At 64.9% G+C, this 22,003-nt stretch carries 25 protein-coding genes; 7 read left to right on the top strand and 18 right to left on the bottom strand.

The genetic code is table 11. The features are described from left to right. Positions 1-8 precede the first annotated feature (8 nt). Positions 9-800 (top strand): SDR family NAD(P)-dependent oxidoreductase, encoded by a 792-nt coding sequence (locus ASS64_RS09360; protein ID WP_067693295.1) that lies wholly within the window; start codon positions 9-11, stop codon positions 798-800. Between the two features lie 9 nt (positions 801-809). On the opposite strand, the gene ASS64_RS09355 is transcribed toward ASS64_RS09360, so the two are convergent. After that, positions 810-1,343 carry a J domain-containing protein gene (locus tag ASS64_RS09355; protein ID WP_067693292.1) on the bottom strand — a complete coding sequence of 178 codons (534 nt, stop codon included), beginning with the start codon at positions 1,341-1,343 and terminating at the stop codon, positions 810-812. 155 nt (positions 1,344-1,498) lie between these two features. Between ASS64_RS09355 and ASS64_RS16685 the strand changes: the two genes are divergently transcribed. Further along, the gene (locus ASS64_RS16685) at positions 1,499-1,648 is read left to right on the top strand and encodes a hypothetical protein (protein ID WP_157075141.1); all 150 of its coding nucleotides are present in this window, start codon (positions 1,499-1,501) and stop codon (positions 1,646-1,648) included. A gap of 74 nt (positions 1,649-1,722) precedes the next feature. On the opposite strand, the gene pal is transcribed toward ASS64_RS16685, so the two are convergent. The 7 genes from pal to galE all read right to left on the bottom strand — a co-directional run bounded on the left by pal (position 1,723) and on the right by galE (position 7,353). After that, on the bottom strand, positions 1,723-2,232 hold the full coding sequence (gene pal, locus ASS64_RS09350; RefSeq protein ID WP_067693289.1) for a peptidoglycan-associated lipoprotein Pal: 510 nt from the start codon (positions 2,230-2,232) through the stop codon (positions 1,723-1,725). A 74-nt stretch (positions 2,233-2,306) separates the two neighbouring features. Beyond that, a complete protein-coding gene (tolB, locus tag ASS64_RS09345; RefSeq protein ID WP_234002367.1) occupies positions 2,307-3,689 on the bottom strand; it encodes a Tol-Pal system beta propeller repeat protein TolB in 1,383 nt (460 codons plus the stop codon). Next, positions 3,686-4,489 carry an energy transducer TonB gene (locus ASS64_RS09340; RefSeq protein ID WP_067693283.1) on the bottom strand — a complete coding sequence of 268 codons (804 nt, stop codon included), beginning with the start codon at positions 4,487-4,489 and terminating at the stop codon, positions 3,686-3,688. Before ASS64_RS09340 ends, tolB begins: the two co-directional genes overlap by 4 nt. A gap of 10 nt (positions 4,490-4,499) precedes the next feature. Continuing rightward, the gene (locus tag ASS64_RS09335; protein ID WP_067693280.1) at positions 4,500-4,976 is read right to left on the bottom strand and encodes an ExbD/TolR family protein; all 477 of its coding nucleotides are present in this window, start codon (positions 4,974-4,976) and stop codon (positions 4,500-4,502) included. 118 nt (positions 4,977-5,094) lie between these two features. Further along, on the bottom strand, positions 5,095-5,793 hold the full coding sequence (tolQ, locus tag ASS64_RS09330; RefSeq protein WP_067693277.1) for a protein TolQ: 699 nt from the start codon (positions 5,791-5,793) through the stop codon (positions 5,095-5,097). Continuing rightward, positions 5,790-6,254 carry a thioesterase family protein gene (locus ASS64_RS09325; RefSeq protein ID WP_067693273.1) on the bottom strand — a complete coding sequence of 155 codons (465 nt, stop codon included), beginning with the start codon at positions 6,252-6,254 and terminating at the stop codon, positions 5,790-5,792. Before ASS64_RS09325 ends, tolQ begins: the two co-directional genes overlap by 4 nt. 88 nt (positions 6,255-6,342) lie before the next feature. Continuing rightward, complete coding sequence (gene galE, locus ASS64_RS09320) at positions 6,343-7,353, bottom strand: UDP-glucose 4-epimerase GalE (protein WP_067693270.1); 1,011 nt, start codon at positions 7,351-7,353, stop codon at positions 6,343-6,345. Positions 7,354-7,492: 139 nt separating this feature from the next. Here galE and ASS64_RS09315 point away from each other — a divergent pair, with 139 nt between their 5' ends. Next, entirely contained in the window at positions 7,493-8,098 is a 606-nt protein-coding gene (locus ASS64_RS09315) for a DUF4136 domain-containing protein (protein ID WP_067693268.1), read from the top strand. After that, positions 8,095-9,234, top strand: coding sequence for a M14-type cytosolic carboxypeptidase (locus tag ASS64_RS09310; protein ID WP_067693265.1), 1,140 nt, complete (start codon positions 8,095-8,097; stop codon positions 9,232-9,234). The genes ASS64_RS09315 and ASS64_RS09310 overlap by 4 nt, the downstream gene beginning before the upstream one ends. An 88-nt stretch (positions 9,235-9,322) precedes the next feature. Here ASS64_RS09310 and ASS64_RS09305 read toward each other — a convergent pair whose 3' ends face one another. The 8 genes from ASS64_RS09305 to ASS64_RS09275 form a co-directional block, all read right to left on the bottom strand. Continuing rightward, positions 9,323-9,634: a UrcA family protein gene (locus ASS64_RS09305; RefSeq protein ID WP_198147687.1), complete on the bottom strand. Its 312-nt coding sequence runs from the start codon at positions 9,632-9,634 to the stop codon at positions 9,323-9,325. A gap of 197 nt (positions 9,635-9,831) precedes the next feature. Further along, on the bottom strand, positions 9,832-10,005 hold the full coding sequence (locus ASS64_RS16815) for a hypothetical protein (RefSeq protein ID WP_198147686.1): 174 nt from the start codon (positions 10,003-10,005) through the stop codon (positions 9,832-9,834). Between the two features lie 70 nt (positions 10,006-10,075). Then, a complete protein-coding gene (locus ASS64_RS09300) occupies positions 10,076-11,281 on the bottom strand; it encodes an amidohydrolase family protein (protein WP_067693259.1) in 1,206 nt (401 codons plus the stop codon). Then, entirely contained in the window at positions 11,278-12,582 is a 1,305-nt protein-coding gene (locus ASS64_RS09295) for an amidohydrolase family protein (RefSeq protein WP_083508274.1), read from the bottom strand. Before ASS64_RS09295 ends, ASS64_RS09300 begins: the two co-directional genes overlap by 4 nt. Before the next feature lie 57 nt (positions 12,583-12,639). Next, positions 12,640-13,659 (bottom strand): LD-carboxypeptidase, encoded by a 1,020-nt coding sequence (locus ASS64_RS09290; RefSeq protein ID WP_067693256.1) that lies wholly within the window; start codon positions 13,657-13,659, stop codon positions 12,640-12,642. Then, positions 13,656-14,060: a cytidine deaminase gene (locus tag ASS64_RS09285; protein WP_067693253.1), complete on the bottom strand. Its 405-nt coding sequence runs from the start codon at positions 14,058-14,060 to the stop codon at positions 13,656-13,658. Before ASS64_RS09285 ends, ASS64_RS09290 begins: the two co-directional genes overlap by 4 nt. A gap of 10 nt (positions 14,061-14,070) precedes the next feature. After that, complete coding sequence (locus ASS64_RS09280; RefSeq protein ID WP_067693250.1) at positions 14,071-14,799, bottom strand: glycoside hydrolase family 25 protein; 729 nt, start codon at positions 14,797-14,799, stop codon at positions 14,071-14,073. 11 nt (positions 14,800-14,810) lie between these two features. Further along, a complete protein-coding gene (locus tag ASS64_RS09275; RefSeq protein ID WP_067693247.1) occupies positions 14,811-15,314 on the bottom strand; it encodes a UPF0262 family protein in 504 nt (167 codons plus the stop codon). A gap of 139 nt (positions 15,315-15,453) precedes the next feature. Between ASS64_RS09275 and ASS64_RS09270 the strand changes: the two genes are divergently transcribed. Then, positions 15,454-16,974 (top strand): replicative DNA helicase, encoded by a 1,521-nt coding sequence (locus ASS64_RS09270; RefSeq protein ID WP_067693244.1) that lies wholly within the window; start codon positions 15,454-15,456, stop codon positions 16,972-16,974. Between the two features lies 1 nt (position 16,975). On the opposite strand, the gene ASS64_RS09265 is transcribed toward ASS64_RS09270, so the two are convergent. Further along, positions 16,976-18,163: a phosphatidylserine/phosphatidylglycerophosphate/cardiolipin synthase family protein gene (locus ASS64_RS09265; protein WP_067693241.1), complete on the bottom strand. Its 1,188-nt coding sequence runs from the start codon at positions 18,161-18,163 to the stop codon at positions 16,976-16,978. Positions 18,164-18,274: 111 nt separating this feature from the next. On the opposite strand from ASS64_RS09265, the gene rpoZ reads away from it, so the two are divergent. Next, positions 18,275-18,619, top strand: coding sequence for a DNA-directed RNA polymerase subunit omega (gene rpoZ, locus ASS64_RS09260; protein WP_067693237.1), 345 nt, complete (start codon positions 18,275-18,277; stop codon positions 18,617-18,619). Between the two features lie 107 nt (positions 18,620-18,726). Continuing rightward, positions 18,727-19,911 (top strand): DUF3667 domain-containing protein, encoded by a 1,185-nt coding sequence (locus ASS64_RS09255; RefSeq protein WP_067693234.1) that lies wholly within the window; start codon positions 18,727-18,729, stop codon positions 19,909-19,911. Between the two features lie 63 nt (positions 19,912-19,974). On the opposite strand, the gene ftsH is transcribed toward ASS64_RS09255, so the two are convergent. Then, a complete protein-coding gene (ftsH, locus tag ASS64_RS09250; protein WP_067693231.1) occupies positions 19,975-21,933 on the bottom strand; it encodes an ATP-dependent zinc metalloprotease FtsH in 1,959 nt (652 codons plus the stop codon). Positions 21,934-22,003 lie beyond the last annotated feature (70 nt).

The raw sequence follows: 22,003 nt of genomic DNA, 5'->3' as shown, positions 1-22,003 counted from the left end.
AGGCGAACATGGCGGACAAGGTATTTCTGGTGATCGGCGCGGGCGCGGGGATAGGCGGCCATGCCGCTGCGCGTTTCGCTCGCGGAGGATATCACGCGGTCCTAGCGCGGCGCTCGGACGAGGAAGGGCTGGCCAGGCTGGTCGGCGCGATCGAGGATGAGGGAGGCAAGGCGAGCGGAATGCTGCTCGATGCGGCAGCGGACGGGACGATCGAGGAACTGGTCGAGCGGGTCGAGCGCGATATCGGGCCGATCGACACGGTGCTTTACAACCTCGGTGCGCAGATCGGGAACCGTACGCTGGCCGACACGCCGCATCGCGCGTTCGAGCTGGGTTGGCGGCTTGGGTGCTTCGGCCTGTTTCGCCTCGCCCACGCTGTCACGCCGCTCATGGTGGAGCGCGGGAGCGGGACGATCCTCGTCACATCGGCAACCGCCGCAGTGCGTGGCAATGCCGGGCAGCACAGCCATGCTGCGGCGATGGGCGCGCGGCGGATGCTGTGCCAGACGCTCAATGCCGAATTCGCCCCGCAGGGCCTGCATGTCGCGCATGTGGTGGTCGATGGTTCGGTCGATGCGCCCGACACGCTGGGCAAGCTGCTCGGCGACCGCTTCGAAGCCTACAAGGAAGCGAAGGGAAAGGACGGGGTAATCGATCCGGCCACGCTCGCCGAAACCTATTGGCACTTGGCGCACCAACCGCGCAATTGCTGGACCCACGAACTCGACGTGCGCCCCTTCACCGACGTGCCCTGGTGGAACGACAATCCGCCTTCGGCAATCGATACCAAAGCGAAGTAGAGCGGAGGCTCAGCCCTTCCACTCGCGCCGCTCTTCGGCGGCCTTGAGCACCTCATAGGCAAGCTGGAATTTCTGGAACTCCGCGGCCGCTTCCTTGTCGCCCGGCTTTACATCGGGATGGACCGTCTTGGCCTTCGCACGCCATGTTTTCTTGATTACGGAGAATTCCACATCGGCATCGAGTTCGAGCACCTCCAGCGCGCGCATCTCGTCGGCGCTGCGCGAACCGTCACCGCTACCACTCCAGCCATAGTGCTGAGCCTCGGCATAGCCGGCATTCTCGCTCTGCTCGGCCTTGGTGCGCGCTTCCTTCTCGGCCTTGTCGAGCCCTTCGAAATAGTCCCATTTGCGGTTGTATTCGGCAGCATGCTTTTGACAGAACATCCAGCGCTCGGGGCTGTTGGGCGCCTTGGGCGCGGGACAGTCGCCGGGTTCTTCGCAGCCATGCCTGTCGCACAGGCGCACGGTCGTCGTTTCGCGCGAGGAACCGTAACCGCGCCACCGGGGGAAGCCCCAGTCGTTGGAGCGGCGTGCCTTAGGCATAACGCAAGAATTTCATGTCACAGGAAAGCATGGGGCACAATCTAGGCCGGCGGACGAAAGGTGCAAGCGCGCGGGAACCAGTTTCAATTTGAAATGTTGCAATGCAGTGAAGCGTTAATATATCGGCCCTAACAGCACCACCCATGAGAGCGACCATGAGCAAGCAACTGACCTTTTCCGCCACCGCCGCCGTCCTGTCCATGGCGGCATTCGCACTCGTGGCTGGGCATGGCGGTTTGTCTCTCGAACAGGGCGACAGCCGGTCCGGCACAACTTCGATGGCGAGCTATTCGGCCACGCGCTAGGCATTCGCCTCGCCGGTCACGAGCGTAAAAAGGGCTCCCCGCGATCGGGGAGCCCTTTTGCTTTGATCAGCCGATCAGTTGATCGTGACGGTTGCAGCGCGACGGTTCTGGGCCCACGCCGATTCGTTCGAACCCAGCGCCACCGGGCGTTCCTTGCCGTAGCTGACGGTGCGGATGCGGTTGGCGGGAATGCCGATCGAGACGAGGTAGTTCTTCGCCGCATTGGCACGGCGTTCGCCCAGCGCGAGGTTGTATTCGCGCGTGCCGCGTTCGTCGCAATGCCCCTCGATCGTGAAGGTCACCTGCGAATACTGGCTGAAATACTGCGCCTGGCGCTGCAGCTTCATCTGGTCTTCGGCGTCGATATTGAACCTGTCGGTGTCGAAATAGACCACCGTGTTGGCCTGCCCGACCGCGTCGACGAAATGCTGCTGCGAACCCACCGCTGGGCCTGTCGGCGCCGGCGCGGGTGCCGGGGCCGTTTCGACCGGCGGCGGCGGAAGCTCCTCCGGAGCCTTCTTCTGGCAGGCAGCAAGCGCAATGGTCGATGCAAGCATCAGGCCGGTAGCAACACGGGTATTCATAGGCTGTCCCCTTTCAAACAGCGTGGTGAAGTCGGTTTTGCCCCCCGAATTCGTCCCTGTGTAGTCCAATGCAATTACGGCAGAATCGGTCCCCATGCCGGGTCCGATGCATCGACCGGCGTCGGCAGCCGCCGCAGATTCTCACCGGTCAGGTCGACCTGCCAGAGCGAAGTCTTGCCACTGTTGCGCTCCGTGCGGAAGAACTGGATGATCCGCCCGTTCGGCGCCCAGGTCGGCGCCTCGTCCTGCCAGCCGTTGGTCAGCGTGCGGACACTGCCGCCCGACGGCGTCATCACCGAAATGTTGAACGAGCTGGCGTTGGTGAAGGCGATCTGGTCGCCGCGCGGACTCCACTCGGGCGTTGCGCAACGGCTGCCGCCGAAGCTGATGCGTCGCTGGTTGGAACCGTCGGCGTTCATGACGTAGCACTGCTGCGCACCCGACCGATCGCTTTCGAACACGATCCGGCTGCCATCGGGCGAATAGGACCCGCCGATGTCGATGCCCGGCGTATCGGTCAGCCGCACGGGCTCGCCGCCATTGGCGGAGACGCGGTAGATGTCGGTATTGCCATTGACCGCCATCGAATAGAGCAGCCAGCGCCCATCGGGGCTCCAGCGCGGCGCGAAGGTGGGATTGGCGCTCTGGGTCACCAACGTCTGACGACCGGTGCCGATGTCGTAGACATAGATGCGCGGATTGCCGTCGACATAGCTCAAATAGGACAGCTTGCGGTAATCGGGCGAATAACGCGGCGTCAGCGCGGTCGAACGGCCGGTGGTAATGAAGCGATGGTTGGCGCCGTCGCTATCCATGATCGCCAGCCGCTTCGAGCGGTTATCCTTCGGTCCCGTCTCGGCGATATAGGCGATGCGGCTGTCGAAGAACGGGCTCTCGCCGGTCAGGCGCGAATAGATGAGGTCGGCGCATTTGTGCGCCGCACGGCGCCAGTCGGCGGGCTGGACCACCCAGCCTTCGCGCACCAGCTCCTGCTGCAGCGCCATGTCGTAGAGATAGCAACCGACCGTCAGGCGATTGTCGCTGCGCCCGCGGACATAGCCGTGAACGAGCATTTCCGCGCCGCGGTTCGACCAGGTCGGCCAATTGGGCGCGGTGATTTCGCCAAACGAGGGCTGCGGCAGCGCATCGGGGCCGGTCGGCTTGAACAGGCCATTGTTGCGCAAGTCGGCGGTGATGACCCCCGCAAGCTCCGTTCCCAGCGCCGCGGTGCCCGAGGAGTTGGCGGGTGTGGCAACGTCGCGGTCGGTGGCGAAGCCGGGAATGGCGATACCGAGATCGTCGAGATTGCCCTCGAAGCTGACCGAGCCCGAAAGGCCCTCGCCCTCGTCGATGATCTCGACTTCTCCACCTTCGGGTATCGGCTGACCGAGATCCTCATTCTGGGCGGAGAGGGGCGCGGCGAGGAATGCCGCGGCGGCAATCAGAACATACTTCACTGGGCCAATCTCCAGTCGAAATCCACGGTGATGAGTTTCCATGCCTCGTAATACTCGTCAGGCAAGTCGAAGGGGGCGGCCAGTTGTACCGCACGGATGGCCTGTTCGCCATGACGCCCCGCCTGCGCGCGGTTGGTGGCGTTTACGCCGCGCTGCCCCGCAACGCTTGGCGCACCGGCGAGCGTGCCGTCGGGATTGAGGCGGAAGCGAACTTTGGTAACGATCTTCTCGACCTCGGGCCCGCTCGGCGGCTGCCAGTGCGGGCGCAGCTGCCGGGCGACCGCCTGGAAGAGCGATGCCTTGGCGCTGTTACCGATTTGCGAGGCCGGGATGCGCGTTTCGCTCGTGCGTGTGCTGTCGCCTGCGCCGTCGAGGAAATTGTCGCCGAGGCGCGAGCCTCCGCTGCGCTGACTGCTTTGCGGCTGGCTTTGCGTGCGCGGGGGATCGGGGCGGCGGCGCGGGCGGTTGTCGGCAGCCGAATTGGGTGCGGGCACCGGAGACTGGACTTGCGGCGCGGGACGCTCGACCTGCGGCGGGGCCGGTACTTCCTGCTCGGGCGCGGGGGCCGGGTTGAGATCCATGGTCGGCGCCGTCGAGGCGCGGCTTTCGGCGACCGGGTCGGGCGCCGTCGCCGAAAGCCCGACATCTTCCGCCAGGCTGACGGTCATCCGCTGCGGCGGATCGATCACCGGGGCCGGGAACAGCCCCTGCACGATCAGCAGCCCGAACAGTGCAAGATGCAGTGCGACCGCGACGATCAGTCCGGTCCGCTCCTCTGCCCTGATGCCTAACCTCTCCATGGTCCGACACCTATTCCTCGCCGGATGAACCGGCGTTGAGCGATGCGGGTGCAGCACTGTTGGTGATGAGCGAAATCCGGTTGAGCCCGGCACGGTTCAATTCGCCCATCACCGCCATCACGCGCCCGTAATCGAGCGCACGGTCGGCACGCAGCGTGATATCGGGGCCCTCACCACCGGTCCGCGGCAAGCTTTCGAGCGCCTGCGGAAGGCCACCGACGGGTACCTCGACATCGTCGATATAGACGAAGCCGGCCTCGTCGATGCTGATCGTCACCTGCTGCTGTTCGCTGGGCAGTTGCGAAGCGCGGCTGTCGGGCAGGTCGATCGGCACGCCAGCGGTGAGCAGCGGCGCGGTGACCATGAAGATAATCAGCAGCACCAGCATCACGTCGACAAAGGGCGTGACGTTGATCTCGCTCATCGGGCGGCGACGCTTGCCACGCCCGCGCCGTGTCCCGCTGGAAGAGGCGAGGCTCATCGCCATTGCCGTTCTCCCTTCGAGAGGCTTTCGGCACCGGCCCGCGCCCCCACCCGGCCTCCCACATGATACCGTGCCGTGGGCGGCCGGGTGGGGGCGCGGGCAGGCAAGGTCGACGCGAACACTAGCGCGCCTCCAGCTGGCGGCTGAAGGTCGCGTTGAGCTTGTCGGCGAAGCGCTGCAGGCGCGCTTCGTAGCGATCGACCCGGTGGCTGAAACGGTTGTAGGCGATCACCGCCGGAATGGCCGCGAACAGACCGATGGCGGTCGCGAACAGCGCTTCGGAAATGCCGGGGGCGACGACCGCGAGCGAGGAGCTTTCCTGCGCGCCGATCTGGAAGAAGCTGTTCATGATGCCCCAGACGGTTCCGAACAGCCCCACAAATGGGGCAACCGAGCCGACCGTGGCGAGGAAGTTCAATCGCTCGGCGATATCGTCGGCTTCGAGCGCGATCTGGCTGTCCATGGCCACCGCAATCCGGCCGCGCAGCGCCTCCGGGTCGCGGACGGTGGTCTTGGTCGAGCGGCGATATTCGGCCACCGCCGCCTGCGCCACGCGTGCGGCGGGGATGTCTTTATTACCCCGTTCGGAAGTGAAGCGGTCGAAGTTTTCCGCCTGCCAGAACTCGTTCTCGTAATCGATCGTCCGGCTGCGCAGCTTCTTCATCCGCAGGCTGAAACTGACGATGATCATCCACACCCATATGCTGGCGACCAGCAGCCCGGCCATGACCAGCTGGACGACGATATCGGCCTCGAGGAAAAGCTGGATCGGATCGAGCCGGGTCGGTGCCCCGGCGGCGAGAAGTGATAGCGAGCTCATGAATCCCCTTGCCCGACAAACCGCGCGAAGGCCGCGCGCCATTCCTCCGGCTGGCGCTTGGGCCGGCCATCGGGTGAAACGAAGCCGACGCGCAAATGTGCCTCGGCCAGAAGTTCGCGCTCTTCACCCGCCAACCTGAACGCAAGCTGGTGCATCCGGCAGGAGGCGGCGCGCATATCGGTGCAGCGCGTCTCGATCAGCACATCGTCGTCGAGCCGCGCGGAGCGCAGATACTTCAGATTGATTTCCGATACCGCATAGGCGCCCTCGCCCGCCTCGATCGCCGCGCGCTGGTCGATCTCCAGCCGACGCAACAAATCGCTCCGCGCGCGCTCGAACCAGCGCAGGTAATTGGCGTGATAGGTGATGCCCGAGAGGTCGGTATCCTCGTAATAGACGCGCACGGCATAAAGATGCCGGTCGCCGTCGAGTGTTCCATCGGGGAAGGAGGGCAAGGTCATGCGCAAGCGCGCCCTTTAGACGAGCCGCGAGTCCGGCGGCAATGCTGAACGACGAACCGACGTTTTCGAGCGACTAACCGGCGTAGCGTCACTCGCCGCGCAATTCGGACAGCTTGCGCTCCCATTGCAGCGCATGCGCGATGATGTCGCCGAGATCGGCATGCTGCGGCTGCCATGGCAGCGTTTCGCGAATGCGCGAAGGGTCGGAAACGAGCTCTGCCGGATCGCCCGCCCGCCGCGGCTCCATCCGGCGCGCGATCGTCTGGTTGGTCACCCGGTCCACCGCATCGAGCACTTCGAGCACCGAGAAACCGCGCCCGTAGCCGCAATTCATCGTCAGCGAGCGACCGGGCTGCTCGATCAGCGCCTCGAGCGCGAGCAGGTGGGCATTGGCGAGGTCGCTGACGTGGATATAGTCGCGCACGCCCGTGCCGTCGGGCGTGTCGTAATCGGTGCCGAACACCGCCACGCCGTCGCGCTTGCCCGTGGCCGCTTCGCAGGCGACCTTGATCAGATGGGTGGCTCCGGCAGTGGACTGGCCGGTCCGGGCCTGCGGATCGGCGCCCGCGACATTGAAATATCTGAGCGCGCAGAAATTGAACCCATGCGCCGCGCTGGCATCGGACAGCATCTGTTCGGTCATCAGCTTCGACCAGCCATAGGGGTTGATCGGCTGTTTGGGACTATCCTCGGAAACGGGCGAGGTTTCCGGCGTACCGTATGTCGCGGCGGTCGAGCTGAAGATGAAATGCTCGACTCCGCCGGCGACCGCCGCCTCGATCAGCGCGCGGCTCTTCACCGTGTTGTTGTCGTAGTATTTTAGCGGGTTCTCGACCGATTCGGGCACGATGATCGACCCGGCGAAATGCATGATCGCCTTGATCCCCTGCTCGGCGAAAATCTGTTCGAGCAGGATGGTATCGGCAATATCGCCTTCGTAGAGCGGCACATCGTCGGGGACCGCAAAGGCGAAGCCGGTCGAAAGATTGTCGATCACCGCCACCGGCCACCCCGCATCGCGCAGGGCCAGGACCGCATGGCTGCCGATATACCCCGCCCCACCGGTGACCAGCACGGGCACTTTGCTCGTTTCGCTCATGGTTCGCGCACCTAACATACCAATTGGTAACGGCAACGCCCTAACGCGCATGGGAAAGCGTCCCGGTGCACAATCGCCCGCCCATGCGTTGTTTGGGAAGGCAATCGGGCCTCGAGAAACGCTGGAAGGATCGCAAACCATGAAACCGCTTCCCATCGCACTGGGCATCGCCGCCGCCTTGACGCTTGCCGGATGCACCACACCGCCCGGCCCGGTCGAGGTAACCCGCTTCGTCGCGCCCGATCGCATGGCCCAACTGGGGCAAGGCAGCATTTTCGTGGAGACCGCGGCCGGGGCCCAAGCGGACAGTCTCGCGCTGGCGCCTTACAAGGCAGCCGTCGCCGAGGAGCTGCGCCGCCTCGGCTATAGCGAGAGCGACCGGTCCGGCGCGGGTCAGGTCGCCGAGGTTGCAGTCGAACGTTATGTGATCGGCATCGGCGGGCGTCGCAGCCCGGTCAGCGTGGGCGTCGGCGGTTCGACCGGCAGCTACGGATCGGGTGTCGGCGTGGGAATCGGCATCAACCTCGGCGGCGGCCGGAAGGATCGCGTCGGCACCGAGCTTGCCGTAACTATTCGCGACAGGACCAGTGGACAGAGCATCTGGGAAGGCCGCGCCGATTTCCAGGCGCCCGAGAATTCATCCCTTGCACGCGGAGAAGCGAACGCCCAGACGGTCGCCTCCGCGCTGTTCCGGGAGTTTCCCGGAAACAATGGCGAAACCATAGAAGTAGAGGTTACCGAGTGAGCGATATCCGGATCGATTCCGCCTTCGACAGTGGCAATATCGAAGTCCTGTCGGTGGATGGCGCCAGCGCGATGCTGGCGATCCCGAAAGACACGAAGAGCGAATTCAAGCAGTGGTACCATTTCCGCGTCTCGGGCGCGGCGGGGCGCGAACTCGAACTGAAAATCACCGGGCTGGAGGAAAGCGCCTATCCCGGCGGCTGGCCCGGCTACGACAGCTGCGTGTCGGAAGATCGCGACTATTGGGGGCGTGCGGCCTCGACCTACGCCAAGGATGAGCACGGCGGCACGCTGACCATCCGCTACACGCCCGCAAGCGACATCGCCTGGTTCGCTTACTTCGCGCCCTATTCGATGGAGCGCCACCACGATCTGATTGCAGAGGCTGCCGCTTCCGAAGGGGTCGATTACGTGCAACTCGGCACCACGCTCGACGGCCAGCCGCTCGACAGCCTCGAGATGGGCGAGGGGGAATTCAAGGTATGGCTCTATGCCCGTCAGCACCCGGGCGAGACGCAGGCCGAATGGTGGATGGAGGGTGCGCTGGAAGTGCTGACCGACCCCGCCGACAGCGTGGGCCGCGAATTGCGCAAGCGTTGCCGCCTCCACATCGTGCCCAACTGCAATCCCGATGGCTCCAGGCGCGGCAATCTGCGCGTCAATGCCGCCGGCACGAACCTCAATCGCGAGTGGGAAAATCCCACGGCCGACAAGTCACCCGAGGTGCTCGCGATCCGCAACCGGATGGACGAAACCGGCGTCGATTTCGCGATGGACGTGCATGGCGACGAGGCGATTCCCGTCAGCTTCCTTGCGGGTTACGAAGGCATTCCCAGCTGGACCGACGAGCAGGGCGAGCGCTATTATCGCTACGAGGCTATCCTCGACCGCCGGACGCCCGATTTCCAGACCGAACTTGGGTATACCAAGGCGGCAGCGGGCAAGGCCAACCTGTCGATGAGCACCAACCAGGTCGCCGAGCGTTTCGGCGCGACAGCGATGACGCTCGAAATGCCCTACAAGGACAATCCGGCGAGCCCCGAGCCCGAACAGGGCTGGAGCCCCGAACGATGCAAGATGCTGGCGCGCGACTGTCTCGCCAGCCTGCTCGAATGGCTGGATTCGAAGGACGGCTGACCAGCCCGCCGTTGCCGCTTTGCCGGGTCGCTGCATGCTGTCCGGCCGGGCCGGGGTAGCATGCGGCACCCCGGATCGATTGCCGGGATCAGTGTGCTGCGATGCGTACGAAGCCGTGCCGCGCCTTGGCGTGCGGCATCTTGGCGGCGATACCGGCGGACACTTCCGCCCGGCATTCGCTCTCGATCATGTGGTCGAACAGCAACCGGCTCGATGAGTTGCAGAGCTTTCGCACCGCTGCATTGAGCCGCAGTTCGAGCGTCTTGCGATCCGCTGCTTCGGCGAGATCGAGGTCCGCGACCGTCACGACGACGCGTTCTTCGACTTCCTTTGCCTGGACGCTGCCCGCGATGGCCGCTGACGCGATGAGCGCCACCGGGATAAGAGCTGTCTCTATCATTTCGCATCTCCTTGCGCACATCCGACATGCCGAGGATGCCGGAGGCAGGAAGGATGCACTGCGGGGGGCAAGCCACCGCCGACCTATCGACGAAGCCGGATGCCGGGGATGACCGGCGGCGAGACGATTCGACGAAATGCATCGAACAGCGGACGGGCACCTTCGCCCCGCCGCCAGAAACGAGAAGGCAGGGCCGCTCAGCCCGCAAGGATCTTCTGCGCGACCTCTTCGATGGTCCCGGTAACGAGCAGCGGCTGGCCGCCGACGATGCCGACAGTCGTCTGGCCGTTTTCGGCGGCGCGCAGCCACGCAATATTGGACGCGACGACGAGGTAATTGCCGCCTCGCGAATCAAGGGCAACGAACTTCATGTCGATATGTCTCCTGACCTGTCCCTCGGGTTTGGAACGGGCCAGCCGAATATCGTTCCCAGATCAGCTTTCAGCGAGTTACGCGACTGGCCACGCGCCCGTCGATCACCACGGCGGTAACGTGGCTGGCGTATTCGAGCGGGTCGCCATCGAACAGTGCGACATCGCCGTCCTTACCGACCTTCAGCGAACCGACACGGTCGGCCATGCCGATCGCCTGTGCGGCATCGGACGTGATCGCGCTCAGCGCATGTTCGGGAGCAAGTCCGTTGGCGGCTGCCCATCCCGCTTCCCACAGGATGACCCGGGTCTTGGGCACATAGCCCTCATAGCCCGACTGCAACGCGAAAGGGATGCCCGCCTCGCGCAGCGTGGCAGCCGTGGCGAAGCTCGCGTTCTCCATGTCGCCATAGTGGCGCGCCATCGTGGGGTGGAGGATCACGGTGACACCCGCCTCGCGCAGCTCGTCGATCAACAGATAGCTCTCCGCGCCCCCGTCGATCACCACGTCGATGCCGAATTCGTCCTTCAGCCGCAGGGCGGACATGATGTCCTGCGTGCGATTGGCGGTGACCATCAGCGGCACCCGGCGGGCAAGGACGTCCCTCCACACTTGCATATCGAGCTTGTCGGGCTTGGCCTCATCGCCCTTGACCGAGGCCGGGGCGCGGGCGGCGGTGAGCGCGGCGCGCAGCAGCGCGATCTGCTTCGACCGGGTGCCCGGCCCCTTCTCGCGGTCGAGCGCATCGGGGCCGAGATTGGCCGCGATCATGGCGCGCGGGACGATCGCCGCCGCGTCCGCTGTCTTGGCCCAGGTCTTGGCCACCATCGTCTGGCCGGACACGACGGCGCCGGGGCCATGGCCGGTGTGGATCGTCGTCACGCCGAAGCTGCGTAGCCAGTCGACCAGTTCCTCTTCGGGATTGTACCCGTCGATCGCGCGCAATTGCGGCTGGACGGGTGCGCTGCCGTCGAGCTGGTCCTGGTCGTGCGGCTGGTTCATGAAACCGGCAAGGCCGACCACTGTGCGCGCATCGACGAGACCGGGGGTTGCCACCGTGGCGGTGAGCACTTCCATCCCCTCGGGAATGGCAGTGGAGGCGGCGGGGCCGACCGCTGCGATCTTGCCGTCGCGGATCACCACCACGCCATCGCTGATCGCGGGGCCTTCCATCGTGTGGAGCGTTTCGGCACGTACGGCGATATCCTGCGCGGCGAGGGAGGCGGGGGCGATGGCCAGCGCGAGCGCGGCGAGTTTGGCGATACGAACGATCATTGTGCGGCCTCCGCTTCGGCGACTTCCCAGTGGTGATGGGCAAGCTCCATCGGGTTGCCCGCGCCATAGCCGCCTTCGGCCAGGAGCTTGCCCTCCTCGGTGGCGCGGTCGAAGAGCTTCTGCCCCTCGACCCAGGTTTCCATCAGATCGGTGTAGACCGACAGCGGATCGCCATCGAGGATGAGGAAATCGGCATCCTTGCCCGGCTCGAGGCTGCCGACCCGGTCATCGAGACCGAGTTGCTTGGCGCCATTGATGGTCAGCGCGCGCAGCGCCCCTTCGCGGCTCATCCCGCCGCGCACCGCGATGCCCGCCTGACGAAACATCAGGCGGCTGTCGATGATGCCGTCATCCGAATGAAGCGAGGTGAGAACGCCGGCGCGTTCGAGAATACCGGCGGTCTCGAGCCGCGATTCCATCGCCTCGAGCTTGCCACCCGGGCTGTCGACGATGATATTCGACACCGGGATACCCGCGGCTGCCAGTTCCTCGGCGACCTTCCAGCTTTCCATCCCGTGCTGGATCAGCACCTCGAAACCGAATTCGCGCTGCAACCGCAGCACGGTCATGATGTCGTCCGCGCGGTGCGTGTGAAAGTGGACGAGCCGCCTGCCCGAAAGCACTTCGCACAGCGTTTCCTTGCCCAGATCGACTTTCTTGCGGTCGCCCTTGCAATAGCTCTCGGCCTCGGTGAAGGCCGCGCGCGCCAGCGCCGCCGATTTGGCGCGGGTGCCGGGAAAGCCCGGTGTCGAGCCGATCGGATTGGTCCCATTGGCCATCTTCAGCCCGCCCATCACGGCGCCGTCGGGGAAGTACCAGGCGATGTCCTCGATCGTGTCGCCATCGCGCAGCCGCATGTAGAACGTCTGCCCGCTGACCAGCCAGCCGGACCCCGGCATGACATTGGCGGTGGTCACCCCGCCCGCGCGCGCCTTGGCGATGCTGGCATCCTTTGGATTGATCGCGTCCATGGCGCGCACTTCGGGCTGGATCGGCGAAGACCGGTCGGCCCCCGCCACCGAACCGATGTGCGAATGCGTGTCGACGATGCCCGGCATGATGACCATGCCGCTGGCATCGCGCGTTTCGGCGCCGGCGGGCACGGCAACATCGGCACCGACCGCGACGATCCTGCCGTCCTCGATCACCAGCGTGCCGTTCTCGATCACCGGCCCCGCCATGGTGTGGATCGTCGCGCCGGTGAAGGCCATCGCGCGCTCCTGCGCGCTGACCTGGCCCGACACGAGCGTCATAACGGCACCGACCGCCAGCGCGGCCCGGCGAAGAATTCGACTGGTCATGAAAATCTCCCTTAAGGGCGAGGCTTAGACCGCTCAGCTCGGAAATTGCAAGCGCGGTCAGATGACTGCGGGTTCGAGCATCCGCAAGTGGCGCGCACCGCCATCCAGCTCGACCATGACACCGATCGGCAGGGTGAGCTGGCCGCGCACATGGCCCGTGTTGAAGCCTGCGACAACCGGCTTGGCGAAGCCGCCGAGATGCCGTTCGAGCACATCGTCGAGCGTAAACCCCGCATAGTCGGGATCGCGTGAGCGGCAGCGCGTACACTGGCCGAAAACGACGCCGGCCACGCGCTCGAACACGCCCGCGAGCTGCAGCTGCTGGAGCATGCGATCGACGCGGTAGGGCTCCTCATTGATATCCTCGAGGACCAGGATCGCGCCGTCGAAGGAAGGCAGCCAGCCGGTACCCATCAGCGTCGAGAGGACGGTCAGATTACCGCCGAGCAGACGGCCGCGCGCAGCACCAGGAACAAGCGTGCGCGCCGCACGACCCGAGGCGCGCTCGGCCTCCTCGCCGCCGAGCACCGGCATGGCGCCGGCGAAGGCGATGTTCCACAGGCTCTCCCAGCTTGCTGCCTCCCACCGGCTCGCAGCATTGGGCGCATGCAGAGTGGGAAAGCCCGCCCGCCCCGCGATGGCGCAGTGCAGCGCGGTCGTGTCGCTATAGCCGATCAAAAGCTTTGGATTGGTGCGGATCGAGGTCCAGTCGAGCAACGGCAGGATACGCGCCCCACCCCAGCCGCCGCGTATCGTGAAAATCGCGCGGACCTGCGGGTCGGCAAACATCGCGTTGATATCCGCTGCCCGGTCGATATCGGTCCCGGCGAGGTATCCATCCTGGTCCGCAACATGCCCGCCCAGTTCGGGCACGAGACCCATGCCCGTGATCCAGTGGATCGCCCGGTCGAGTTCATGCGGCAGCGTGACGGCGCTGGCCGGGGCGACCAGCCCGACCGTATCGCCCTGCCGCAGGCGCGGTGGCTTTCGCCGGGAGCGTGCCGCTGCCGCCAGCGGCATCAGCGCCGCACCCGCCAGCCCGCCCATCAGGCTAAGCGCGGCGCGGCGCGCGATCATGCGAGGCTCGCGGGCCCGAATGCGTGCGGCAGCAGGTCGGACAGTCGCAGCCTGCGTACATCCTCCGGCCCGACGCAGAGAATCTCGGGATCGGTCCCGCCCAGCTGGGCGAGTTCGTTGAGCACCTGGCGGCATCGCCCGCATGGCGTGATCGGATCGGCGCCCGGCCCGGTCACGGCGACCGCTTCCAGACCGCCGCGCACCCCATCGGCCATCGCCTTCGACACTGCGACCGTCTCGGCGCACAGCGCGAGGCCGTAGCTCGCATTCTCGATATTGGTGCCGGTCACCACGCTGCCATCGGCAAAGCGCAGCGCCGCGCCAACCGCAAAATTCGAATAGGGCGAATAGGAATGGCGCGCAGCCTCGCGCGCGGCAGCGATCAGATCGTCATCGGTCATATCGTCGTCCTCAGGGTCGTACCACGACCCAGCGCAATGGTTCTTGCGCGGCCTCGGTTTGGTACCAGCGATTGGCGGTCCACATCAGCCACGGGCGGGTGGCATAATCGGGTTCGAACCAGCTGCGGGTGAGCCACAACTGCCGCTCGAACCGGCGCGACGGGGCATAGGCCTCCTCGAACTCCTCCACCGGGGCAAGGATTGCTGGCTTGCCGGCATGCGCCTCGATCTGGTTGACCAGCGTGGTCAGCTCGCTTTGCACCGCAGCATCGGAAACGCGCGCCGGACAGGCCGCGGCAGTGGTTTCGAGCAGAATAGCCGGAGGCAGCAGGTCGGGATCGCGCGGCACCATGGTCACGAAATTCGCCGATTGCCCGTCGGCGACGTCGCAAGGGTCGAAGCGATGCGCCGCGCCGACCGCGAGGCCGGCTGCGCGGGCGAGGGCGAAATTCCGCGCGAAGGCGACATCGGTGAGCCCCGCCCCGTCGCTTGCTTCGAGATAGACGAATTGCGCGCCCAGCCCGGCGATCGTGCCGAAATCGACCGCGCCATCGACCGCACCGACCAGCGCGCCCTGGTCGGGCCAAAGTTCCTCGTCAGGCCGCCAGTCGCGCCCTTCGTGCCAGACATAGGCCGCGCCGATCAGGGCGATGACGAGCAGGAACATCGCGGTCTTGCCGGCGCGCGAAAGCGCCTTGGGAAAGCGGGACTTGCGCCGTTTGCGACTGCGCCTGGCCATGCCTGTCCCCCTTAGCCCTTGATGTGCAGCACGCAGATCAGCGTGAACAGGCGGCGAGCGGTGGCGAAGTCGGTTTCGACCTTGCCCTCCAGCCGCTCGATCAGCAGTTCCGCCGCGCGATTGTGGACCCCGCGCCGGGCCATGTCGATGGTTTCGATTTCGGTCGGGGTCGCCTTGCGGATGGCCTGGTAGTAACTGTCACAAATGGCGAAATATTCGCGGATCGGGCGACGGAAGCGCGCCAGGCCGAGCAGCAGCTCCTCGATCAATTGCTCGTCCTCGTCGGCGATCGTCATCAGCAGGCGCCCGTCGCGTACCGCGAGCTTCAGGCGATAGGGACCGTTCGCCCCGCGCTCGACCGCGCGTAGCGGCTTGAAACAATTCTCCTCGATCAGGTCGAAGATCGCAATCTTACGTTCCTGCTCGATATCGGCATTGCGCCAGATGATCGTCTCCTCGTCGAGCTCGATATGCGCGATACGATGGTCGCCCGAGGAAGTTGCGGAATCGGTCATGCCTGGCGGCTGCTTTCGCAGAGAAGGACGGGGTGCGGCAAGGGGTTGAAGAACAGTCCCCACTATCCACAGCCGAGCGCAAAAATTTAGCTGACCGATTTCCTTGTCAGCTGACCACTTCAACGGGCATCAGGCCACCATGGCCGACACCGACCTTCTCTTCCCCGCCGACGATTCGACCGATTCCAAGCTCGCCAAGGGCCCGGTGCTGCCCGCCAACCTCGAAGCGGAAGCCGCCTTCCTCGGCGCGGTGCTGATCGACAACAAGGTGATCGAGGAACTGACCACGCCGCTGATGGCGGAGCACTTCCACGAGCCGGTACACCAACGCATCTACGAGCGCGTGCTCAAGCTGCTCGACCGCAATTCGGTGGCGACACCGGTCACGCTGAAGCCCTATTTCGAAAGCGACGAGGCGCTCAAGCAGCTGGGCGGGACGACCTACCTCGCGCAGCTGACCGCAGACGGCCAGGGGCTGCTGCACCCGCGCGAACTGGCCGAGCAGATCTACGATCTCGCGCTGCTGCGCGAACTGGTCAGCGTGGGGCGCACCCTCGTCGAAGGCGCGCTCGACACTTCGGACGAGGTCGAGCCGCTGAGGAAGATCGAGCAGGCAGAGGCCGATCTCTATCGCGTTGCCGAAGGCGCCAGCACCGGCAGCGAGGCGCAGACATTCCGCAAGGCCGCCTTCGGCGCGCTGGAGGTGGTTCAGGCGGCGATGAATTCGGGTGGACGTTTCTCGGGCAAGACCACCGGTCTCGACACCATCAACGACAAGACTTCGGGCCTCCACAATTCGGACCTGGTGATCCTCGCTGGCCGTCCGGCCATGGGCAAGACCTCGCTTGCGACCAATATCGCCTTCAACGCCGCGCGCCGGTTGATGGACGACGAGAAGGCCGGAATCGAGCGCGAGAAGTCGCCCGGCGCGGGCGTCGCCTTCTTCAGCCTCGAGATGAGCGCCGATCAGCTCGCCACGCGCATCCTGGCCGAAACCGCCGAGATCTCGAGCGAGAAACTGCGTTCGGGCAAGCTCTCGCGCGAGGAATTCCAGCGCCTCAGCTTCGCCAGCCAGGAACTGACCGACCTGCCGCTCTATATCGACGATACTCCGGCGTTGACCATCGGCGCCCTGCGCACCCGCGCGCGACGGCTCAAGCGGCGTCACGATATCGGCCTCGTCATCGTCGACTATCTTCAGCTCCTACAAGGCTCGGGCCGCGCTACCGACAATCGCGTGAACGAGATTTCGGAAATCAGCCGCGGCCTCAAGACGCTGGCCAAGGAACTGCATGTCCCCGTGATCGCCCTATCGCAGCTCAGCCGCCAGGTCGAACAGCGCGAGGACAAGCGCCCGCAGCTTTCCGACCTGCGCGAATCCGGGTCGATCGAGCAGGACGCCGACATGGTGTGGTTCATCTACCGCGCCGAATATTACCACAACGCCCTGAAGCCCGACACGCCCGACGAGACCTCTTCCGAGGAAGTCCGGATGAAATATGCCGAGTGGGAAGCGCGCCACCTCGAACTGGTCAACAAGGCGACGCTGATCGTCGCCAAGCAACGTCACGGATCGACCGGCAATGTCCCGCTGCTGTTCCACAGCGAATTCACCAAATTCAGCAGCCCCGACGTGCGCCACTACGACGATTACGAATAGGTCAGATGCCGAGATTAAGCCGCCGCGTTACGGTGTAATCGAGCGCGGAAACCAGCACCCAGCCGACCGCCCAGCGGATCCGGTTGAACCAGGTGCGTCGCTTCGTATGCACCTCGGACGTGATCCTTTCGGACGCGGCGATCTGGTACGAGACGAAGCCGCGCATCCGTTCGGCCAGCGCCGCGTCCTCGATCCGCAGCATGATCTCGAGATTGAGATAGAGGCTGCGCATGTCGAAATTGGCGCTGCCGAGATAGACCGCGTCGTCGAGCACGATCAGCTTCGTATGCAGCTTGCAGGGCGTGAATTCCCAGATCTTCGCACCGCGCTTGAGCAGGTAATGATAAAGCGAACGCGTGGCGCCCAGCGTGGCGCCATTGTCGCTCTTGGCCGCCATCAGCAGCCGGGTGCCGCCCTTTTTCGAGACGCGCGCAATCCGGCGAAGCAGGCTGTAGGGCGGCGAAAAATAAGCCATGAAGATATCGAGCCGATCGCCGTCGCGCAGATCGCGGGTGACGCAGCGCGCCCAGCTCGACAGCCCGCGCGTCGGCCCGCCCACCAGCCAGCGCGCCCTGCCGTCGCCCGATTTCCATTCCCATTGCGAAACCGTGCGTCGGATCGCCCGGAAATGCGCATGATCGTCGTCGGTCCAGTCGACCAGCTTGGCGAACCAGTCGCTCAATCCATCGACCGCATCGCCCTCGATCGCGATGGCGAGGTCGTTCCAGCCGTTCTGCTGCGGCGGAGCGAAGTAATCGTCCTCGATATTGAATCCGCCGAATAGCGCGCGCGTCCCATCGGCGATAACCATCTTCTGGTGGTTGCGGATGAGGTAGCGAAAGCCGAAACGCGGGCTGAACAGATAGTATCGACCGCCGGCCTCGACGATCGGGCGGAGGAATTTGTCGGAGGCCGAAGCGCCGAAACTGTCGACGATGAGCGTCACGGCGACACCTCGACGCGCCGCGTCGCACAGCGCATCGCGCAATTGGGTCGAGACTTCGTCCTCGGCGAAAATGTAGAAGCAGATATCGAGCCGCTCGCGGGCCGAGGCGACCATCTCCATCAGCGCTTTGCGGCGATCCTTGCCTCCGGGATAGAAGGTCAGCGATTGGCCCTGCGCCGCATGCGAGAATGGTTCGGGATCGCGATAGCCGCTCGCAATATCGGAAAGGTTTCTCTCGCCCATTCCAAGCAGCCTTAGCGCCGCAGGCACGCGGCGCAAATCCTTGACTGTGGAGCCGCGAGGCCTTAAGTGCCGCGCTTTCCCGGAATCACTTGATTTGCATCGGAGTGCCCTATGGCGCGCGTTACCGTCGAAGACTGCGTAGACAAGGTCCCCAATCGTTTCGATCTCGTCCTGCTGGCCGCCCAGCGGGCACGCGAGATTTCGGGCGGTGCGGAGCTGACCGTCGATCGCGATCGCGACAAGAACCCCGTTGTCGCCCTGCGCGAGATCGCCGAACAGACGATCAAGCCCAAGGACCTTCACGAAGCGGCCGTTACCAACCTGCAGAAGATCCTGCCGGACGACGACGACGAAATGGATGAAGTCGGCTCGCTCAGCCAGTCGGCCGAAGCGCTGCGGATCACCGCCTCGGCCCCGACGCGCTCCACCTCGATCGGCGCCGATTACGACGGCTAAGCCGTCCGACGCGACAGCGATTCTTCGAAAGGCCGCCCGATGGGCGGCCTTTTTGCGTTGCGGCGTAGGGGATGCTGTCCCTATCCTGCGCCGCGACAGGAGGCAGGATGAGCGACATCGTGGAAGGGCTGGGAACCGCGGTCGAGGGTGGATTGTATGCCAAGGCCGTCTCGGAAAGGCCGGGCGGTACCCCCGCGCTCGACAAGGGCCACTTCGCCGAGGGCGAATGTCTCAATTGCAGCACGCCGCTGGTCGGGGAGCACTGCCACGCCTGCGGCCAGAAGGCCCACCTCCACCGCACGCTCAGCGCCTTCATGCACGACGTCGCGCATGGCGCGGTGCATTTCGACAGCAAGACCTGGCGCACGCTGCCCATGCTCGCCTTCAAGCCGGGCGAACTGACCCGGCGCTACATCGATGGCGAACGCACCCGCTTCGTCAGCCCGATGGCGCTGTTCCTGTTCTCGATCTTCCTGATGTTCGCGATCTTCCAGTTCGCGGGGATCAGCGCGCCGACCGACCTGCAAGGCGATACGGATGCACAGCTGCGCGAGCTGACCGGCGAACAGCTCGAGCGCCTCGAGGGCCGGCGCGACACGCTGGCCGCACGCGTGGCCGATGGAGACCGCACCGATGCGGAGCGCGAGCGGGCCGAGCGGCAACTCGCCGAGGTCGAAGACCAGCTGGGCGCATTGAGAGCGGCACAGGCCGAACTGCCGTTCCTCGCGCCCACGCGAAGCGCAAGCAGTGACACGCCGCCGGAAACGGAGAGCGAAGAGCCGCCCGAAACTCCTGCGGGAGAAGGAGCGCTTGCGCCGGTCACCGCCACGCCCGACGAGGATTGGACCCTCGATCTCGAAGAAGTCGGATGGATCGAGGCGGGCCTGGACAAGTGGCAGAAGAACCCAGGCCTGATGCTCTACAAGCTGCAGACCAATTTCTACAAATTCAGCTGGCTGCTGATCCCGCTGTCGATTCCCTTCGTCTGGCTCCTGTTCGTCTGGAAGCGGCGGTTCAGGGCCTATGATCACGCGATCTTCGTGACCTATTCGCTGGGCTTCATGACGATGCTGATCCTCGCACTCGTCCTCGCGGGACTCGGCGGGGTCTCGGCTACCTATATCGCACTGGCATCCATGCTGATCCCACCGCTGCATATCTACAAGCAGCTGCGCGGCACTTACGACCTTTCGCGCTTTTCGGCGTTATGGCGGCTGTCGGTGCTGACCGTTTTCATCTCCATCATCCTCGGCCTGTTCACCTCGCTGCTGATGCTGCTGGGATTGTTCTAGCCAAGAGAAAGGGCCGCCCGAACTGTCCGGACGGCCCCATTCGTCAATTGTTGAGAATGAGCGTCAGGCGCCCTGCGGCGCGGGGCCTCCGCCGAGCTTGCGCCCGGCCTTCGGCACCGCGGCACCGGCGACCGGCTTGACCACGACCGGGCCCTTGGGTTCGTCGGGACGGTCGATCTTGCCGTCCTTCATCAGCTGGTCGATCTCGTCGCCGGTAAGCGTTTCGTATTCGAGCATCGCCTGCGCCAGCAGGTGCAGCTTGTCCTCCTGCTCGGTCAGCACTTCCTTCGCACGGGCGAGACCATCCTCGACGAGGCGCTTGATCTCGGCATCGATCAGCTTGTTGGTTTCCGCGCCCGACATGGTGCGCGCGGTCTGGCCCATGCCGAGATAGCCTTCCTGGCTCGCCTCGTACTGCAGCGGGCCGAGCTTGTCGGACATGCCCCATTTGGTGACCATGTTGCGCGCGAGGTCGGTGGCATACTGGATGTCGCCGGACGCACCGCTGGAAACCTTGTCGTGACCGAAGATGATTTCCTCGGCGACACGGCCACCCATGGCGACGGCCAGGTTCGCGTGCATCTTGTCGCGGTGGTAGGAGTAATTGTCGCGTTCGGGCAGGCGCATCACCATGCCCAGCGCGCGGCCGCGCGGGATGATCGTCGCCTTGTGGATCGGGTCCGAAGCCGGCTCGTTCAGCGAAACCAGCGCGTGGCCGGCCTCGTGATAGGCGGTCATCTTCTTTTCGTCCTCGGTCATGACCATGGAGCGGCGTTCCGCGCCCATCATGACCTTGTCCTTGGCATCCTCGAATTCCTGCATCGCGACGAGGCGCTTGTTGCGGCGCGCGGCGAGCAGCGCCGCCTCGTTGACGAGGTTCGCAAGATCCGCGCCCGAGAAGCCCGGCGTGCCGCGCGCGATGGTGCGCGGGTTCACATCGGGCGCCAGCGGCACCTTCTTCATGTGCACGGCGAGGATCTTCTCGCGCCCATCGATGTCGGGCACGGGCACGACGACCTGGCGGTCGAAACGGCCCGGACGCAGCAGGGCCGGATCGAGCACGTCGGGACGGTTGGTCGCGGCGATGATGATGATGCCTTCATTGGCCTCGAAACCGTCCATTTCGACCAGCAGCTGGTTGAGCGTCTGCTCGCGCTCGTCGTTCGAATTGCCGAGGCCGTGACCGCGCGAGCGTCCGACCGCGTCGATCTCGTCGATGAAGAGGATGCACGGCGCATTCTTCTTGGCCTGTTCGAACATGTCGCGCACGCGGCTGGCGCCGACGCCGACGAACATTTCGACGAAGTCGGAGCCCGAAATGGTGAAGAAGGGTACGCCCGCTTCGCCTGCGATGGCGCGGGCGAGCAGCGTCTTACCGGTCCCGGGAGAGCCGACCAGCAATGCACCCTTGGGGATCTGGCCGCCGAGCTTGGAGAAGCGCTGCGGGTCCTTGAGGAACTCGACGATTTCCTCGAGCTCCTCGCGCGCTTCGTCGATACCGGCGACATCTTCGAAAGTAACCTTGCCCTGACGTTCGGTCAGCAGCTTGGCCTTGGACTTGCCGAAACCCATCGCGCCGCCTGCGCCGCCGCCCTTCTGGACCTGGCGCAGCGCGAAAAAGGCGATGCCGAGGATCAGCACGAAGGGCAGGATCTGGATCAGCGCATAGAGCAGGATATTGCCGCTTTCGGCCTCCACGCCGGAATAGCGCACCCCATTGTCTTCGAGCAATTGCGGCAGCGTGGTGTCGTTAGCCACCGGAATGGTCGAGAATTGCTCTCCATTCTTCATCTCACCGACGATCTGCGTTTCGGAGATCTGCACATTGGCGACCGACCCTTCGGCGACCTTGTCGCGGAAATCGGAATATTGGAGCTGCGTTCCGGCGCCGCTCGTCCCGCCGCCGAAGACCGAAACGACCATCAGGAGGGCGAGGAAGATGCCGCCCCAGATCATCAGGCTCTTCACCCAGGGATTGGGCCCATTGCCCTCGGGCTCGGGCGGGGAATTCTGGTCGCTCATGCGCGGGTTCCTTTCACTGCCGATAATGTAGGGTGCGACAGGTGAATGGCAAGTTGCGCGGGCATGCGGA

The organism is Erythrobacter sp. AP23 (genome assembly GCF_001542855.1).
Lineage (GTDB): Bacteria > Pseudomonadota > Alphaproteobacteria > Sphingomonadales > Sphingomonadaceae > Qipengyuania.
Note: the sequence above shows the minus strand (reverse complement) of the source record. Positions and strands in the feature narration are given on the sequence as shown.

What these genes read in the sequence shown, in the direction of transcription:
- ASS64_RS09275 (WP_067693247.1), bottom strand. Translation starts at nt 15,314, where the DNA reads ATGACCGATTCCGCAACTTCCTCGGGCGACCATCGTATCGCGCATATC.
- ASS64_RS09355 (WP_067693292.1), bottom strand. Translation starts at nt 1,343, where the DNA reads ATGCCTAAGGCACGCCGCTCCAACGACTGGGGCTTCCCCCGGTGGCGC.
- ASS64_RS09270 (WP_067693244.1), top strand. Translation starts at nt 15,454, where the DNA reads ATGGCCGACACCGACCTTCTCTTCCCCGCCGACGATTCGACCGATTCC.
- ASS64_RS09300 (WP_067693259.1), bottom strand. Translation starts at nt 11,281, where the DNA reads ATGATCGTTCGTATCGCCAAACTCGCCGCGCTCGCGCTGGCCATCGCC.
- ASS64_RS09325 (WP_067693273.1), bottom strand. Translation starts at nt 6,254, where the DNA reads ATGACCTTGCCCTCCTTCCCCGATGGAACACTCGACGGCGACCGGCAT.
- ASS64_RS09285 (WP_067693253.1), bottom strand. Translation starts at nt 14,060, where the DNA reads ATGACCGATGACGATCTGATCGCTGCCGCGCGCGAGGCTGCGCGCCAT.
- rpoZ (WP_067693237.1), top strand. Translation starts at nt 18,275, where the DNA reads ATGGCGCGCGTTACCGTCGAAGACTGCGTAGACAAGGTCCCCAATCGT.
- ASS64_RS09340 (WP_067693283.1), bottom strand. Translation starts at nt 4,489, where the DNA reads ATGGAGAGGTTAGGCATCAGGGCAGAGGAGCGGACCGGACTGATCGTC.
- ASS64_RS09315 (WP_067693268.1), top strand. Translation starts at nt 7,493, where the DNA reads ATGAAACCGCTTCCCATCGCACTGGGCATCGCCGCCGCCTTGACGCTT.
- galE (WP_067693270.1), bottom strand. Translation starts at nt 7,353, where the DNA reads ATGAGCGAAACGAGCAAAGTGCCCGTGCTGGTCACCGGTGGGGCGGGG.
- ftsH (WP_067693231.1), bottom strand. Translation starts at nt 21,933, where the DNA reads ATGAGCGACCAGAATTCCCCGCCCGAGCCCGAGGGCAATGGGCCCAAT.
- ASS64_RS09360 (WP_067693295.1), top strand. Translation starts at nt 9, where the DNA reads ATGGCGGACAAGGTATTTCTGGTGATCGGCGCGGGCGCGGGGATAGGC.
- ASS64_RS09290 (WP_067693256.1), bottom strand. Translation starts at nt 13,659, where the DNA reads ATGATCGCGCGCCGCGCCGCGCTTAGCCTGATGGGCGGGCTGGCGGGT.
- ASS64_RS09280 (WP_067693250.1), bottom strand. Translation starts at nt 14,799, where the DNA reads ATGGCCAGGCGCAGTCGCAAACGGCGCAAGTCCCGCTTTCCCAAGGCG.
- ASS64_RS09265 (WP_067693241.1), bottom strand. Translation starts at nt 18,163, where the DNA reads ATGGGCGAGAGAAACCTTTCCGATATTGCGAGCGGCTATCGCGATCCC.
- ASS64_RS09335 (WP_067693280.1), bottom strand. Translation starts at nt 4,976, where the DNA reads ATGGCGATGAGCCTCGCCTCTTCCAGCGGGACACGGCGCGGGCGTGGC.
- ASS64_RS09255 (WP_067693234.1), top strand. Translation starts at nt 18,727, where the DNA reads ATGAGCGACATCGTGGAAGGGCTGGGAACCGCGGTCGAGGGTGGATTG.
- pal (WP_067693289.1), bottom strand. Translation starts at nt 2,232, where the DNA reads ATGAATACCCGTGTTGCTACCGGCCTGATGCTTGCATCGACCATTGCG.
- ASS64_RS16815 (WP_198147686.1), bottom strand. Translation starts at nt 10,005, where the DNA reads ATGAAGTTCGTTGCCCTTGATTCGCGAGGCGGCAATTACCTCGTCGTC.
- ASS64_RS09295 (WP_083508274.1), bottom strand. Translation starts at nt 12,582, where the DNA reads ATGACCAGTCGAATTCTTCGCCGGGCCGCGCTGGCGGTCGGTGCCGTT.
- ASS64_RS09305 (WP_198147687.1), bottom strand. Translation starts at nt 9,634, where the DNA reads ATGATAGAGACAGCTCTTATCCCGGTGGCGCTCATCGCGTCAGCGGCC.
- ASS64_RS16685 (WP_157075141.1), top strand. Translation starts at nt 1,499, where the DNA reads ATGAGCAAGCAACTGACCTTTTCCGCCACCGCCGCCGTCCTGTCCATG.
- tolQ (WP_067693277.1), bottom strand. Translation starts at nt 5,793, where the DNA reads ATGAGCTCGCTATCACTTCTCGCCGCCGGGGCACCGACCCGGCTCGAT.